Source organism: Streptomyces sp. R41 (assembly GCF_041053055.1).
Lineage (GTDB): Bacteria > Actinomycetota > Actinomycetes > Streptomycetales > Streptomycetaceae > Streptomyces.
On sequence record NZ_CP163443.1, the window covers coordinates 2,272,405 to 2,286,207 of the forward strand.

9 protein-coding genes are annotated in these 13,803 nt (G+C 69.2%); 7 read left to right on the top strand and 2 right to left on the bottom strand.

Features of this window, described 5'->3' with window-relative positions; translation table 11 throughout:
* Window positions 1-357: 357 nt before the first annotated feature.
* Complete coding sequence (locus tag AB5J53_RS10760) at window positions 358-1,059, bottom strand: HAD family hydrolase (protein WP_369245394.1); 702 nt, start codon at window positions 1,057-1,059, stop codon at window positions 358-360.
* 252 nt (window positions 1,060-1,311) lie between these two features.
* Window positions 1,312-4,839, bottom strand: coding sequence for a methionine synthase (gene metH / locus AB5J53_RS10765; RefSeq protein ID WP_369245395.1), 3,528 nt, complete (start codon window positions 4,837-4,839; stop codon window positions 1,312-1,314).
* A 269-nt stretch (window positions 4,840-5,108) separates the two neighbouring features.
* Between metH and AB5J53_RS10770 the strand changes: the two genes are divergently transcribed.
* The 7 genes from AB5J53_RS10770 to AB5J53_RS10800 all read left to right on the top strand — a co-directional run bounded on the left by AB5J53_RS10770 (window position 5,109) and on the right by AB5J53_RS10800 (window position 13,794).
* Window positions 5,109-5,873: an IclR family transcriptional regulator gene (locus AB5J53_RS10770; protein ID WP_369245396.1), complete on the top strand. Its 765-nt coding sequence runs from the start codon at window positions 5,109-5,111 to the stop codon at window positions 5,871-5,873.
* Window positions 5,874-6,200: 327 nt separating this feature from the next.
* Entirely contained in the window at window positions 6,201-6,995 is a 795-nt protein-coding gene (locus AB5J53_RS10775; protein WP_369245397.1) for an MIP/aquaporin family protein, read from the top strand.
* A 116-nt stretch (window positions 6,996-7,111) separates the two neighbouring features.
* On the top strand, window positions 7,112-8,650 hold the full coding sequence (glpK, locus tag AB5J53_RS10780) for a glycerol kinase GlpK (protein WP_369245398.1): 1,539 nt from the start codon (window positions 7,112-7,114) through the stop codon (window positions 8,648-8,650).
* Window positions 8,651-8,658: 8 nt separating this feature from the next.
* Complete coding sequence (locus AB5J53_RS10785; RefSeq protein WP_369245399.1) at window positions 8,659-10,275, top strand: FAD-dependent oxidoreductase; 1,617 nt, start codon at window positions 8,659-8,661, stop codon at window positions 10,273-10,275.
* A gap of 138 nt (window positions 10,276-10,413) precedes the next feature.
* Window positions 10,414-11,532 carry an LLM class flavin-dependent oxidoreductase gene (locus tag AB5J53_RS10790; RefSeq protein ID WP_369245400.1) on the top strand — a complete coding sequence of 373 codons (1,119 nt, stop codon included), beginning with the start codon at window positions 10,414-10,416 and terminating at the stop codon, window positions 11,530-11,532.
* 240 nt (window positions 11,533-11,772) lie between these two features.
* Complete coding sequence (locus tag AB5J53_RS10795) at window positions 11,773-12,831, top strand: LLM class flavin-dependent oxidoreductase (RefSeq protein ID WP_369245401.1); 1,059 nt, start codon at window positions 11,773-11,775, stop codon at window positions 12,829-12,831.
* A gap of 291 nt (window positions 12,832-13,122) precedes the next feature.
* Window positions 13,123-13,794, top strand: a complete 672-nt coding sequence (locus AB5J53_RS10800; protein ID WP_369245402.1) for a FadR/GntR family transcriptional regulator — start codon at window positions 13,123-13,125, stop codon at window positions 13,792-13,794.
* Window positions 13,795-13,803: the final 9 nt, after the last annotated feature.

Sequence of the window (13,803 nt, forward strand, 5' to 3'; positions counted from 1 at the left end):
CGGGGTTGTGGCGATGTTCTCGCGATGAGATTAGTCCGCACCACCAGGACAGCTCACAGGGACCGGAGTTGAGTTTCCATCACGCTGCGAAACCGGGCGCGGACACACCGATAACCCGACAGCGGAAGGATTCGTACAGCGTTCCACCAATCGGGACACAAGGACACGTCCACCACCCCCGAAAGGGGGGTAAGGGCACACATCGACCCCGATGTCGACCCCCTGTCGGGTGACGAACGTCACACCCTCAACTGGGTTGGCGAGTACCGGAATTCGGCCATCCGCCGGCGATCGAATTCCCCGAGGCGGCTCTCTCCCGCTTTTCCGCGCATTCGGTCATGCACGCTGGGTGAACGCCTAGCGCATTTCCGTCATCAAGCCGCGTAGAAAAGGCAGGTCGACCTCTTCGAGAGACGTCACCACCGTGCGCCGGGCGGCCGGGGCGATGGGCGCGACCGAGGGTACGGCGACCACCTGGCAGCCCGCGGCCTCGGCGGCCGCGACGCCCGTGGCGGTGTCCTCGATGACGGCACAACGGGCCGGATGCGCGCCGAGCCCGGCGGCCGCGAGCAGATACGGGTCGGGGTACGGCTTGGTCCGTGTCACCTCGTCGCCCGCGACGGTCAGCGCGAAGTACTGGGGGCCGACCGAGCTCAGCACGCGGTCGATGATCCGCCGGTGCGAGGCGGAGACCAGGGCGGTGGGGATCTCGTGCGCCGCCAGCTCGGCGAGGAGTCTGGCCGCGCCCGGCATCAGCGGCAGCGAGCGGCCGATCCGGTCCTCGAACCCGTCGTTGAGCAGCACGGTCAGCTCGGCCAGGGTGATGTCGGCTCCGGTGGCCTCGATGAGGAATCCGGCACTGCGGGTCATGGGGCCGCCCACCACCACATGGCGCCAGGACTCGTCGAGGGCGTGGCCGAGGGCCTTGAAGACGTCGACCTCGACGTCCCACCAGAAGCCCTCGGTGTCCACCAGAGTGCCGTCCATGTCGAGGAGCACGGCCTCCAGGGCAGAGCCTTCGGCCGTACGGGTACCGAGCGCGGGGACCGTACTGGTCATCCGGGCGCACCTCCTTGAGGGACGATCAGGCCGGTTGCCCTTTTTTGGCAAAGGGGCAACCGGCCTGCAGTGGACCGACCAGTGTACGACGTATCCGATCAGCGCGCGTGCCGGTACTTCTCAGGGCGCGTCGCGCTACGCCTCAGGGCACCTCTCGGTACGTCTCAGCGCGCGTCGCGGCACATGTCAGCACGCGTCGACGTACTTTCTCAGCGCCGTCGGCGTACTTCTCATCGTCCTTCACCGTGCGTCTCAGCGCGCGTTGAAGTACTTCGCCTCGGGGTGGTGGATCACGATCGCGTCCGTGGACTGCTCCGGGTGGAGCTGGAACTCCTCCGAGAGGTGGACGCCGATGCGCTCCGGCTCGAGGAGGCGGGCGATCTTGGCCCGGTCCTCCAGGTTGGGGCAGGCGCCGTAGCCGAGCGAGAAGCGGGCGCCACGGTACTTGAGGTCGAACATGTCCTCGATGGCGACCGGGTCCTCACCGGCGAAGCCCAGCTCCGAACGCACGCGCGCGTGCCAGTACTCGGCCAGCGCTTCCGCCAACTGCACCGAGAGGCCGTGCAGTTCGAGGTAGTCGCGGTACGAGTTCGACTCGAAGAGCTTGGCGGTCTCCTCGCCGATCCGCGAGCCGACGGTGACGACCTGGAGGCCGACGACGTCCCTCTCACCGGACTCCTCCGGCCGGAAGAAGTCGGCCAGGCAGAGCCGGCGGCCGCGGCGCTGGCGCGGGAAGGTGAAGCGGGTGCGTTCATTGCCCTGCTCGTCCAGGATGATCAGGTCGTCATCCTTGGACACGCACGGGAAGTAGCCGTAGACCACGGCCGCCTCCAGCAGGTTCTCCGTCTGCAGCTTGTCCAGCAGCCCGCGCAGCCGCGGACGGCCCTCGGTCTCGACCAGTTCCTCGTACGTCGGCCCGTCGCCCGTGCGGGCCTGCTTGAGGCCCCACTGGCCCTTGAACAGGGCGCCCTCGTCCAGCCAGGAGGCGTACTCCTTGAGTTGGATGCCCTTGATGACGCGGGTGCCCCAGAACGGCGGCTTGGGCACGGGGTTGTCGACGGCGACGTCGGAGCGGACGTGGCCCTCCTCGGGGCGCTGCTCGACGACCGTGTCGGCCGAGGCGCGCACCCGGCGCTGCTTCAGCTCGGGCAGCACCGCTCCGGGCACCCCGCGCTTGACTCCGATCAGCGCGTCCATCAGGCGCAGGCCCTCGAAGGCGTCCCGGGCGTAGCGGACTTCGCCCTGGTAGATCTCGTACAGGTCCTGCTCGACATATGCCCGGGTCAGCGCCGCCCCGCCGAGGATGACGGGGTAGTCCGCCGAGAGGCCGCGCTGGTTCAGCTCCTCCAGGTTCTCCTTCATGATCACCGTGGACTTGACCAGGAGTCCGGACATGCCGATGACGTCGGCCCGGTGCTCCTCGGCGGCTTCCAGGATCGCGGAGACCGGCTGCTTGATGCCGAGGTTGACGACGTTGTAGCCGTTGTTGGACAGGATGATGTCGACGAGGTTCTTGCCGATGTCGTGGACGTCACCGCGCACGGTGGCGAGCACGATGGTGCCCTTGCCCTCGGCGTCCGACTTCTCCATGTGCGGTTCGAGGTAGGCGACGGCCGCCTTCATGACCTCGGCGGACTGGAGCACGAACGGCAGCTGCATCTGCCCGGATCCGAAGAGCTCGCCGACGACCTTCATGCCGTCGAGGAGCGTCTCGTTGACGATGTCGAGCGCGGGCCGGTCCTGGAGCGCCGTGTCGAGGTCCGCCTCCAGACCGTTCTTCTCGCCGTCGATGATCCGCCGCTTCAGCCGCTCGTCCAGCGGCAGTGCGGCCAGTTCCTCGGCCTTGCCCGCCTTCAGCGACTTGGTGGTGGCGCCCTCGAACAGGGCCATCAGCTTCTGCAGCGGGTCGTAGCCCTCGGAGCGCCGGTCGTAGATGAGGTCCAGAGCCGTCTGCACCTGCTCCTCGTCGAAGCGGGCGATCGGCAGGATCTTCGACGCGTGCACGATCGCCGAGTCCAGGCCCGCCTTGACGCACTCGTCGAGGAAGACCGAGTTGAGCAGGATGCGGGCGGCCGGGTTGAGGCCGAAGGAGATGTTCGACAGGCCCAACGTGGTCTGCACGTCCGGGCGGCGGCGCTTCAGCTCGCGGATCGCCTCGATCGTCGCGATGCCGTCCTTGCGGGACTCCTCCTGACCCGTGCAGATGGTGAAGGTCAGGGTGTCGATGAGGATGTCCGACTCGTGGATGCCCCAGTTCGTCGTCAGGTCCTCGATCAGCCGCTCGGCGATGGCGACCTTGGTCTCGACGGTACGGGCCTGGCCCTCCTCGTCGATGGTCAGCGCGATCAGCGCGGCGCCGTGCTCCTGCGCCAGACGGGTGACCTTGGCGAAGCGCGACTCCGGGCCGTCGCCGTCCTCGTAGTTGACGGAGTTGATGACCGCGCGGCCGCCGAGCTTCTCCAGGCCCGCCCGGATGACGGCGACCTCGGTGGAGTCGAGGACGATCGGCAGCGTGGAGGCGGTGGCGAAGCGTCCGGCCAGCTCCTCCATGTCGGCCACGCCGTCGCGGCCCACGTAGTCGACGCACAGGTCGAGCATGTGCGCGCCCTCGCGGATCTGGTCGCGGGCCATCTCCACGCAGTCGTCCCAGCGGCCGTCCAGCATGGCCTCGCGGAACTTCTTCGACCCGTTGGCGTTGGTGCGCTCGCCGATCGCCATATAGGCGGTGTCCTGGCGGAACGGGACGGTCTGGTAGAGGGAGGCGGCGCCGGGCTCGGGCTGCGGGTGCCGCTCGGGGGGCGTGACCCCGTTGACGCGCTCGACGACCTGGCGCAGGTGCTCGGGCGTCGTACCGCAGCAGCCGCCGATGAGGGAGAGGCCGTAGTCGCGTACGAAGTTCTCCTGGGCGTCGGCGAGCCCCTCCGCGTCGAGCGGGAAGTGGGCGCCGTCCTTGGTGAGGACCGGCAGACCGGCGTTCGGCATGCACAGCAGGGGGATGCGGGAGTGGCGGGTGAGGTAGCGCAGGTGCTCGCTCATCTCGGCCGGGCCCGTCGAGCAGTTCAGGCCGATCATGTCGATGCCGAGCGGTTCCAGGGCGGTCAGCGCAGCGCCGATCTCGGAGCCGAGGAGCATCGTGCCGGTCGTCTCGAAGGCCATCGAGACGAGCAGGGGGATGTCGACGCCGGTCGCCTCCATGGCGCGCCGGGCGCCCAGGACCGAGGACTTCGTCTGGAGCAGGTCCTGGGTGGTCTCGACGATCAGGGCGTCGGCGCCGCCGGCGATCAGGCCCTCGGCGTTCGCCTGGAATCCGTCGCGCAGGGTGCCGTAGCCGACGTGACCGAGGGTCGGCAGCTTCGTACCGGGGCCGATGGAGCCCAGGACCCAGCGCTGGCGGCCGTCACGGGCGCCGAACCCGTCCGCGACCTCGCGCGCGATGCGGGCCCCGGCCTCGGAGAGCTCGAAGACACGGTCGGCGATGTCGTACTCGGCCATCGCGGAGTGGTTCGCCCCGAACGTGTTCGTCTCGACGCAGTCGACGCCCACCTCGAAGTACGCCTCGTGGACGGAGCGGACGATGTCGGGACGGGTGATGTTCAGGATCTCGTTGCAGCCTTCGAGGTCCTCGAAGTCTTCCAGCGTCGGGTCCTGCGCCTGGAGCATCGTGCCCATCGCACCGTCGGCCACCACCACACGGGTGGCGAGGGCCTGGCGGAGTGCGTCGATGCGCCTGCGGCTCTCGGCAAGCTCGGACGAAAGGGACGGGTTCGGCAACGAGGCCATGAAGGTGCTCCCTGGAGTGCGACGGCTGTCGGCTTTGCGCTTCCCATGGAAGGCGCACGCCGTCAGGGTAGCCCGGAGCACGCCGAAGGGTCAGGGGCGTCCACGGGGCGGGACGGGCGTGGTGTGTGCGACGGCGGTGTGAAGACCGTCGAAACATGTGGCGACCACCCATTGGCGGGAGCTCGGTCACGACCGGTAGTGTTCGACATTGCCGAACGGCGTCGGGAAGCCGCACGCCGAAGGTCGAAGGGGACGGAGGCAGCACGGCGATGGCACGGAACATCCAGTCGCTCGAACGGGCGGCGGCGATGCTGCGGCTGCTCGCGGGCGGCGAGCGACAGCTCGGCCTGTCGGACATCGCCTCCTCGCTGGGCCTGGCCAAGGGTACGGCCCACGGGATTCTGCGCACCCTCCAGCAGGAGGGGTTCGTCGAGCAGGACGCGGCCTCGGGGCGCTATCAGCTCGGCGCCGAACTGCTGCGCCTGGGCACCACCTATCTGGATGTGCACGAGTTGCGGGCGCGCGCCCTGGTGTGGACCGACGACCTGGCCCGTTCCAGCGGCGAGAGCGTCTATCTGGGCGTGCTGCACCAGCAGGGCGTGCTGATCGTGCACCACGTGTTCCGGCCCGACGACAGCCGTCAGGTCCTGGAGGTCGGGGCCATGCAGCCGTTGCACTCCACGGCGCTGGGCAAGGTCCTCTCGGCGTACGACCCGGTGGCGCACAGCGAGGTCCTGGAAGCCGAGCGGAAGTCGTTCACGCCGCGCACGATAAGCGAGCTGGACCTGTTCGAGGGCGTGCTCGACATGACCCGCGCGCGTGGGTTCGCCGAGGACGTCGAGGAGACCTGGACGGGCGTCGCCTCGGTAGCCGCCCCCATCCACAACCGGCGGCGGATGCCGGTCGGCGCGGTCGGCATCACGGGGGCCGTGGAGCGCGTCTGCCAGGACGGCGAGCTGCGCCCGGACCTGATCGCGGCGGTACGGGACTGTGCCCGCGCGGTGTCGCGGGATCTGGGCGCCGGACGGTTCTGAGGCGCGGAGAGTTCTGAGATTCGTACAAGAAGAGGCCGGGACACCAGGGGTGTCCCGGCCTTCGTCGTGCGGCCTCAAGATCGACGTCTCACCAATAGCACACAGCGATCAATAACGATCGTGTTTTCGATGACAGGGCCCTTGACGAGCTGGTAACGCGGAAGCAAGACTCCCGTCCATCGGTCGGCATTGTCGAACACCTACCGGCAATACGCGCTAGAGTGTGGCAACGCCAAGGGCCGTATCGCTCTCGCTCCCTGAGAGCAACGAACCACCGGAGGGACCCGGGGTTCGGCTTCCCCTGGACGAAGGACAAAGGAGTCGCGGGTGTCCAGCTCCGACATCTTCATCGGCGAGACCATCGGTACCGCCGTACTCATCCTGCTGGGCGGTGGCGTGTGCGCCGCCGTCACGCTGAAGGCCTCCAAGGCGCGCAACGCCGGATGGCTCGCCATCACCTTCGGGTGGGGCTTCGCGGTACTGACCGCGGTCTACATCTCGGCGCCTCTCTCCGGCGCGCACCTCAACCCGGCCGTGACGCTCGCGCTCGCGATCAAGGACAACGACTTCAGCAACGTCGCCACCTACTGGAGCGGCCAGCTGCTCGGCGCCATGATCGGCGCGACCCTGGTCTGGCTCGCCTACTACGGCCAGTTCCACGCGCACCTCACCGACCGCGAGATCGTCGGCGGTCCGGGCGCGCAGGCCACCAAGACCAAGGCCGTCGAGGCGCAGGAGACCGGAGCCGGCCCCGTGCTCGGCATCTTCTCCACCGGCCCCGAGATCCGCAACGCGGTGCAGAACCTCGCCACCGAGATCATCGGCACCGTCGTGCTCGTCCTCGCGGTCCTCACCCAGGGCCTGAACGACAACGGCAACGGCCTGGGCACCCTGGGCGCCCTGATCACCGCCCTCGTGGTGGTCAGCATCGGCCTCTCCCTCGGTGGCCCCACCGGCTACGCGATCAACCCGGCCCGTGACCTCGGTCCGCGCATCGTGCACGCCCTGCTCCCCCTGCCCAACAAGGGCGGTTCCGATTGGAGCTACGCCTGGATCCCGGTCGTCGGTCCGCTGATCGGCGGAGCGATCGCCGCAGGCATATACAACGTCGCCTTCGCTTAACAGCACCGCTCAGAGCACTGCTTGAGAGCCGCTCGCTTCACAGCACCGCTTGGTAGCCACGCTCAACAGCACCGCGCCGTAGATACAGCCCCTCATACGGAATTCAGGAGCACACCGTGACCGACGCACACACCGCGGGCCCCTTCATCGCCGCGATCGACCAGGGCACCACCTCGTCCCGCTGCATCGTCTTCGACCGCGACGGACGCATCGTCTCCGTCGACCAGAAGGAGCACGAGCAGATCTTCCCGAAGCCGGGCTGGGTCGAGCACAATGCCGCCGAGATCTGGACCAACGTCCAGGAGGTCGTCGCCGGAGCCATCGAGAAGGCCGGCATCACCAGCGACGACATCAAGGCCATCGGCATCACCAACCAGCGCGAGACCACCGTGCTGTGGGACAAGAACACCGGTGAGCCCGTCCACAACGCCATCGTCTGGCAGGACACCCGCACCGACGCGCTCTGCAAGGAGCTCGGCCGCAATGTCGGGCAGGACCGCTTCCGCCGCGAGACCGGTCTGCCGCTCGCGTCGTACTTCGCCGGTCCGAAGGCCCGCTGGCTTCTCGACAACGTCGAGGGCCTGCGCGAACGCGCCGAGGCCGGGGACATCCTCTTCGGCACCATGGACTCCTGGGTCATCTGGAACCTCACCGGTGGTGTCGACGGCGGCCACCACGTCACCGACGTGACCAACGCCTCCCGCACCATGCTGATGAACCTGCACACCCTGGAGTGGGACGAGAAGATCGCCGAGTCCATCGGTGTCCCGCTGGCGATGCTGCCCGAGATCCGCTCCTCCGCCGAGGTGTACGGCGAGGTCACCGGCGGTTCGCTCGGCGAGATCCTCGGCGGCATCCCGGTCGCCTCCGCGCTCGGCGACCAGCAGGCGGCCCTGTTCGGCCAGACCTGCTTCTCGGAGGGCGAGGCCAAGTCCACGTACGGCACCGGCACGTTCATGCTGATGAACACCGGTGACAAGATCATCAACTCGTACTCGGGCCTGCTGACCACGGTCGGCTACCGCATCGGCGACCAGGCTCCGGTCTACGCCCTCGAGGGCTCGATCGCCGTCACCGGTTCGCTGGTGCAGTGGATGCGCGACCAGATGGGCCTGATCAAGTCCGCCGCCGAGATCGAGACGCTCGCGTCCTCGGTCGAGGACAACGGCGGCGCCTACTTCGTGCCGGCCTTCTCCGGTCTGTTCGCCCCGTACTGGCGCTCCGACGCCCGCGGTGTGATCGCCGGTCTGACCCGGTACGTCACCAAGGCGCACATCGCGCGTGCCGTCCTGGAGGCCACCGCCTGGCAGACCCGTGAGATCACCGACGCCATGACGAAGGACTCCGGCGTCGAGCTCGCGGCCCTCAAGGTCGACGGCGGCATGACCTCCAACAACCTGCTGATGCAGACCCTGGCCGACGTCCTGGACGCCCCCGTGGTGCGCCCGATGGTCGCCGAGACCACCTGCCTCGGCGCTGCCTACGCCGCCGGTCTCGCCGTCGGCTTCTGGTCCAACACCGAGGACCTGCGCGCCAACTGGCGCCGGGCCGCGGAGTGGACCCCGAACATGGCCGCGGAGACCCGCGACCGTGAGTACAAGAGCTGGCTCAAGGCCGTCGAGCGGACCATGGGCTGGATCGAGGACGAGGAGTAAGAACCCGCATGACCAGTCAAGCCACCCTGCAGTCCGTGCCTGCCCTCGGTACGCACCCGGCCTTCGGCGTAAGCCCGAGCCGCGCCGAGACCCGGGAGCAGCTTTCCAAGGCGACGTACGACCTCCTCGTCATCGGCGGCGGCATCCTGGGCATCTCCACCGCCTGGCACGCCGCGCAGTCCGGGCTGCGGGTGGCCCTGGTCGACGCCGGCGACTTCGCCGGCGCCACCTCTTCCGCCTCCTCCAAGCTTCTCCACGGCGGTCTGCGCTACCTGCAGACCGGCGCGGTGAAGTTGGTGGCGGAGAACCACTTCGAGCGCCGTGCGGTCTCCCGCCAGGTGGCCCCCCACCTGGCGAACCCGCTCACGTTCTACCTCCCCGTGTACAAGGGCGGGCCGCACGGCGCTGCGAAGCTCGGAGCGGGCGTCTTCGCCTACTCCGCACTGTCGGCGTTCGGCGACGGCGTGGGTCACCTGCTGAGCCCCTCGAAGGCCGCGCAGGACGTGCCCGAGCTGCGCACCGACAACTTGAAGGCCGTGGCCGTGTACGGCGACGACCAGATGAACGACTCCCGGATGGCCTTGATGACGGTCCGCGCGGCCGTCGAGTCCGGCGCCGTCGTCCTCAACCACGCCGAGGTCACCGGCCTGCGCTTCACCAAGGGCCGGGTCACCGGCGCCGACCTCAAGGACCGTACGAACGGCGAGGAGTTCGGCGTCAACGCCCGCCTCGTGCTCAACGCCACCGGCCCCTGGGTCGACCACCTGCGCAAGATGGAGGACCCGAACTCGGCGCCCTCCATCCGCCTGTCGAAGGGCGCGCACCTGGTCCTCAAGCGCACCTCCCCCTGGAAGGCCGCCCTCGCCACCCCGATCGACAAGTACCGCATCACCTTCGCCCTCCCGTGGGAGGACATGCTGCTGCTCGGCACGACCGACGAGGAGTACGAGGGCGACCCGGGCGAGGTCGCCGTCAACGAGAAGGACATAGCCCAGATCCTGGACGAGGCCGCGTTCTCCATCCGGGACCAGCAGCTGTCGCGTGACCTGATCACGTACTCCTTCGCGGGTCTGCGGGTGCTGCCGGGCGGTCCCGGCGACACGTCGAAGGCCAAGCGCGAGACGGTCGTCACGGAAGGCCGTGGCGGGATGCTGTCCGTCGCGGGCGGCAAGTGGACCACCTTCCGGCACATCGGCCGTACGGTCATGAAGAAGCTGGAGGCGCTGCCGGGCCAGCCGCTGGGCGAGGACTTCGAGCCGATCTCCCAGCTGCCGAAGAAGCTCCCGCTCCCCGGCGTCGCCAACCCGCGCGCGGTCGCCCACCGCCTGCTCGTCGACGGTCCGGCGCCCGGCCCGCGCATGGCGGCGGACACCGCCAAGCACCTGGCCACGCACTACGGCTCGCTGGCCTTCGACATCGCCCGCCTGGCGAACGAGAACCCCGAGCTCGGCGAGCGCGTCCACCCGGATGCCCCGGAGATCTGGGCGCAGGTCGTCTACGCCCGCGACAACGAGTGGGCCCAGACGGCCGACGACGTGCTGCGCCGCCGTACGACGCTGACGATCCGCGGGCTTGCCACGGACGAGGTGCGCGGCAAGGTGCAGGACCTGCTCGACAAGAAGTAGGCGTCCAGCGGCACTGGAGGGGCGGTTCCCACGGGGGGGAGCCGCCCCTCTCGCGTGTTCGGGCACCGGGGAAGGGCTTCCGGCACGCTGCCATACCGCGTACATACGCCCGCAATGTCCTGGAGCGAGAGTGGGAGGATGCCTCCGGTTCCCCTCTCCGTGCTCGATCTCGTGCCCATCTCGTCCGGCTCCGACGCTCCGACCGCGCTGCGCAATACCGTTGAACTGGCGCGTGCGGCGGAGGAGTTCGGCTATCGCCGCTACTGGGTGGCCGAGCATCACCTCAATCCCGGCGTCGTGAGCTCCGTGCCCGCGCTGGTGATCCAGGCCGTGGCGGCGGCGACCCGGGAGATCCGGGTCGGCTCGGGCGCCGTACTGCTCGGCCATCAGACGCCGCTGTCCGTCGTGGAGCAGTTCGGGATCCTCGACGCGTTGTTTCCGGGGCGGATCGATCTGGGGCTCGGGCGGTCGGGTCGGCCACGGAAGCCTCCCGCGGCGGTCGGTCCGGGTCAGGGCACCTTCACGGACGAGGGCCTGTATCTGCCGCCCCGCTTCACGGGCTTCGCCCGGCTCCTCCAGTCCCCGCGTTTTCGGCTCCAGTCGAGCCTGTTGCAGCAGCCCGGTGCCGAGGCTCCGGCGTACGAGGAGCAGGTTGCCGACATTCTCGCTCTGCTGGCCGGGACGTACGCCGACGAGGACGGCACCGAGGCGCGGGCGGTGCCCGGTGCGGGGGCCGACGTCGATGTGTGGGTGCTCGGCAGCAGCGCGGGCGAGAGTGCGGAAGTGGCCGGGGCGCGGGGGCTGCCCTTCGCCGCGAACTATCACGTCTCGCCCTCCTCGGTCGTGGAGGCGGTGACGGCCTACCGCAAGGCGTTCAAGCCGTCCTGGGCCCTCGCCGAGCCCTATGTCGCCGTCTCGGCCGACGTCGTGGTCGGGCCGGACGACGACACCGCGCGGCGGCTCGCGGCCGGGTACGCGCCCTGGGTGCGGTCCATTCGCAGTGGCGAGGGGGCGATTCCGTTTCCTGCGCCCGAGGAGGCGTATGCGCATCAATGGACGGACTCCGACCGGGAGTTGGTGGCCGATCGGGTCGATACGCAGTTCGTGGGGGCGGTGGGGACGGTTGTGGAGCGGTTGCATGCGTTGCGGCGGGCCACCGGGGCCGATGAGCTGGTGATCACCACCATTACGCATGATCACGCGGACCGGGTGCGCTCGTACGAGTCGCTGGCGCGGGCCTGGCAGAAGCCGGGGTGAGGGGGCTGGGTGGGGTTTCCTCGCCCCCTCCGCCCCTGCCCGTCCCGTCCCTGGGGGCTGCGCCCCCAGACCCCCGCTAAAAGATCGCGCAGTTCCCCGCGCCCCTAAAAAGGGGCGCGGGGAACTGCGCGACAAGCCCCCACCCACCCGCAGCCGAAAGGCTGGTCGGGACGGGCAGGGGCGGAGGGGGCGAAAACCATCCCCGTCCGATGCCACGTGCCTCTCCCCCGAAGGGACATCATGAAATTCCAGGTGCTCTCCATCATCGGTCACACCCCTCATCCGCTGAGCGGTGAACTTCCCTCGACCGCCGACCGGTTGGCGGAGGTCGTCGACGTCGGTGTGGCGGCGGAGCGGCTCGGCTATGACGCGTATGCGGTGGGCGAGCGGCACGCGGGGGCGTTTCTGTCGTCGTCGCCGACCGTGGTTCTGGGAGCGCTGGCGGCCCGTACCAGCCGTATCAGGCTGCTCACGGGCGTCACCGTGGTCGCGATCCTCGACCCGGTCCGGGTCGCCGAGGACTACGCGACGCTCGACCAACTCTCACGCGGGCGGATCGAGTTGGTGGTCGGCAAGGGCGCGGAAGCCGGGCACTTCGATCTCTTCGGGCTCGACGAGGAGCGGCAGTGGGATCTGCAGAAGGAGAAGTACGAGCTGCTGCGCCGGCTGTGGAGCGAGGAGAACGTCGACTGGGAGGGCGAGTTCAGGCCCGCGCTGAAGAACGTGACCACCGTGCCACGCCCGTACGACGGCCCGCCGCGCGTTTGGCACGGCTCGGCGACCTCGCTCAACTCCCCCGAGCTGGCGGCGAAGCACGGCGATCCGCTCTTCACGGCGAACGCCATCCAGCCGCGCGCCGCCTACGCCAGGCTGATCGACCACTACCGGGAGCGGTTCGAGGAGCACGGACACGATCCGGCGAACGCGCACGTGGCGGCGGGCTCAGGCGGGCTGCTCATCGCGGACACGCACGAGCAGGCGATCGCCCGGTACAAGGAGCTGTACGAAGCGAAGGTGCGGCAGTCGTTCAAGCCGCATCTGGAGGGCAGGGCGGGCTACAACACACCGTTCCGCACCATCGAGGACGCGATCGCCGACGGGCCGCAGCTCATCGGCTCTCCCCAGCAGATCATCGACAAGATCCTCGGCTATCACGAGGTGTACCGGCACGATCTCCAGTCGATCACCGTGGACGCCTACGGCCAGTCGACGGCCGAGCAGATCGAGACGCTGCAGCGGTTCGCGGAGGAGATCGCGCCGGTGGTGCGCCGGGAGGCGCCCTCCAGGCTGTGGGAGTGAGTGCCCGCACGACGGCGCGTACGTCCTCGGGGCCGGTCAACTCGGCCGTCTCCGCCCCGGCGAGGCCCAGGGACTCGGTCCAGCCGGGGACCAGGAAGCGGTCGAGGCAGCGTCGCTGGGTGCCGTCCGGCAGGCCGCCCTCGTCCACAAGGCGGCCGGCGACCCCACGGCTGCCGGCACCGGGCAGGTGGCCCTCACCTGATCCAACATCGGCTTCTCTGCCCCGTTCAGCCCACTGAACCCCCATAATGGCGTGAGACATCGGATGTCTGAGCGACAGGGAGGCCCGCCATGGCAGTCACCGATGAGGCGATCGAGAAGATCAAGGGAATGATCGTCTCCGGCTCGCTGCGCCCCGGCGACCGGCTTCCCAAGGAGAGCGAGCTTGCGGCCGAGCTGGGGCTGTCCCGCAACTCCCTGCGGGAGGCCGTACGCGCGCTGTCGCTCATCCGCATCCTGGACGTACGACAGGGCGACGGCACGTATGTCACCAGTCTGGATCCCCAACTCCTGCTGGAGGCGCTGAGCTTCGTCGTCGACTTCCACCGCGACGACACGGTGCTGGAATTCCTCGCGGTGCGCCGGATCCTGGAGCCGGCCGCCACGGCGATGGCGTCCTCGCGCATCAGCGAGCAGCAACTGGACGCGCTGACCGCCCAGTTGGACGCCCTTGGCGCGGCGCCCTCGGTGGAGGAGCTCGTCGCCTGTGACCTGGAGTTCCACCGGGGCATCGTGCAGAGCTCCGGCAACTCGGTGCTGTGCTCGCTCCTCGACGGCCTGTCCGGGCCCACGACCCGAGCCCGCATCTGGCGCGGCCTGACCCAGGAGGACGCGGTCAGCCGCACCCTGCACGAGCACCGGGCGATTCTCGCGGCCCTGCGGGACCGCGACGCGGAGGCGGCCCGCTCCTGGGCCACCGTCCACATCGCCAGCGTGGAGCAGTGGCTGCGCTCGACGCTGTAGTCCCCCGGC

What these genes read in the sequence shown, in the direction of transcription:
- AB5J53_RS10760 (WP_369245394.1), bottom strand. Translation starts at nt 1,059, where the DNA reads ATGACCAGTACGGTCCCCGCGCTCGGTACCCGTACGGCCGAAGGCTCT.
- metH (WP_369245395.1), bottom strand. Translation starts at nt 4,839, where the DNA reads ATGGCCTCGTTGCCGAACCCGTCCCTTTCGTCCGAGCTTGCCGAGAGC.
- AB5J53_RS10770 (WP_369245396.1), top strand. Translation starts at nt 5,109, where the DNA reads ATGGCACGGAACATCCAGTCGCTCGAACGGGCGGCGGCGATGCTGCGG.
- AB5J53_RS10785 (WP_369245399.1), top strand. Translation starts at nt 8,659, where the DNA reads ATGACCAGTCAAGCCACCCTGCAGTCCGTGCCTGCCCTCGGTACGCAC.
- AB5J53_RS10790 (WP_369245400.1), top strand. Translation starts at nt 10,414, where the DNA reads ATGCCTCCGGTTCCCCTCTCCGTGCTCGATCTCGTGCCCATCTCGTCC.
- AB5J53_RS10795 (WP_369245401.1), top strand. Translation starts at nt 11,773, where the DNA reads ATGAAATTCCAGGTGCTCTCCATCATCGGTCACACCCCTCATCCGCTG.
- AB5J53_RS10800 (WP_369245402.1), top strand. Translation starts at nt 13,123, where the DNA reads ATGGCAGTCACCGATGAGGCGATCGAGAAGATCAAGGGAATGATCGTC.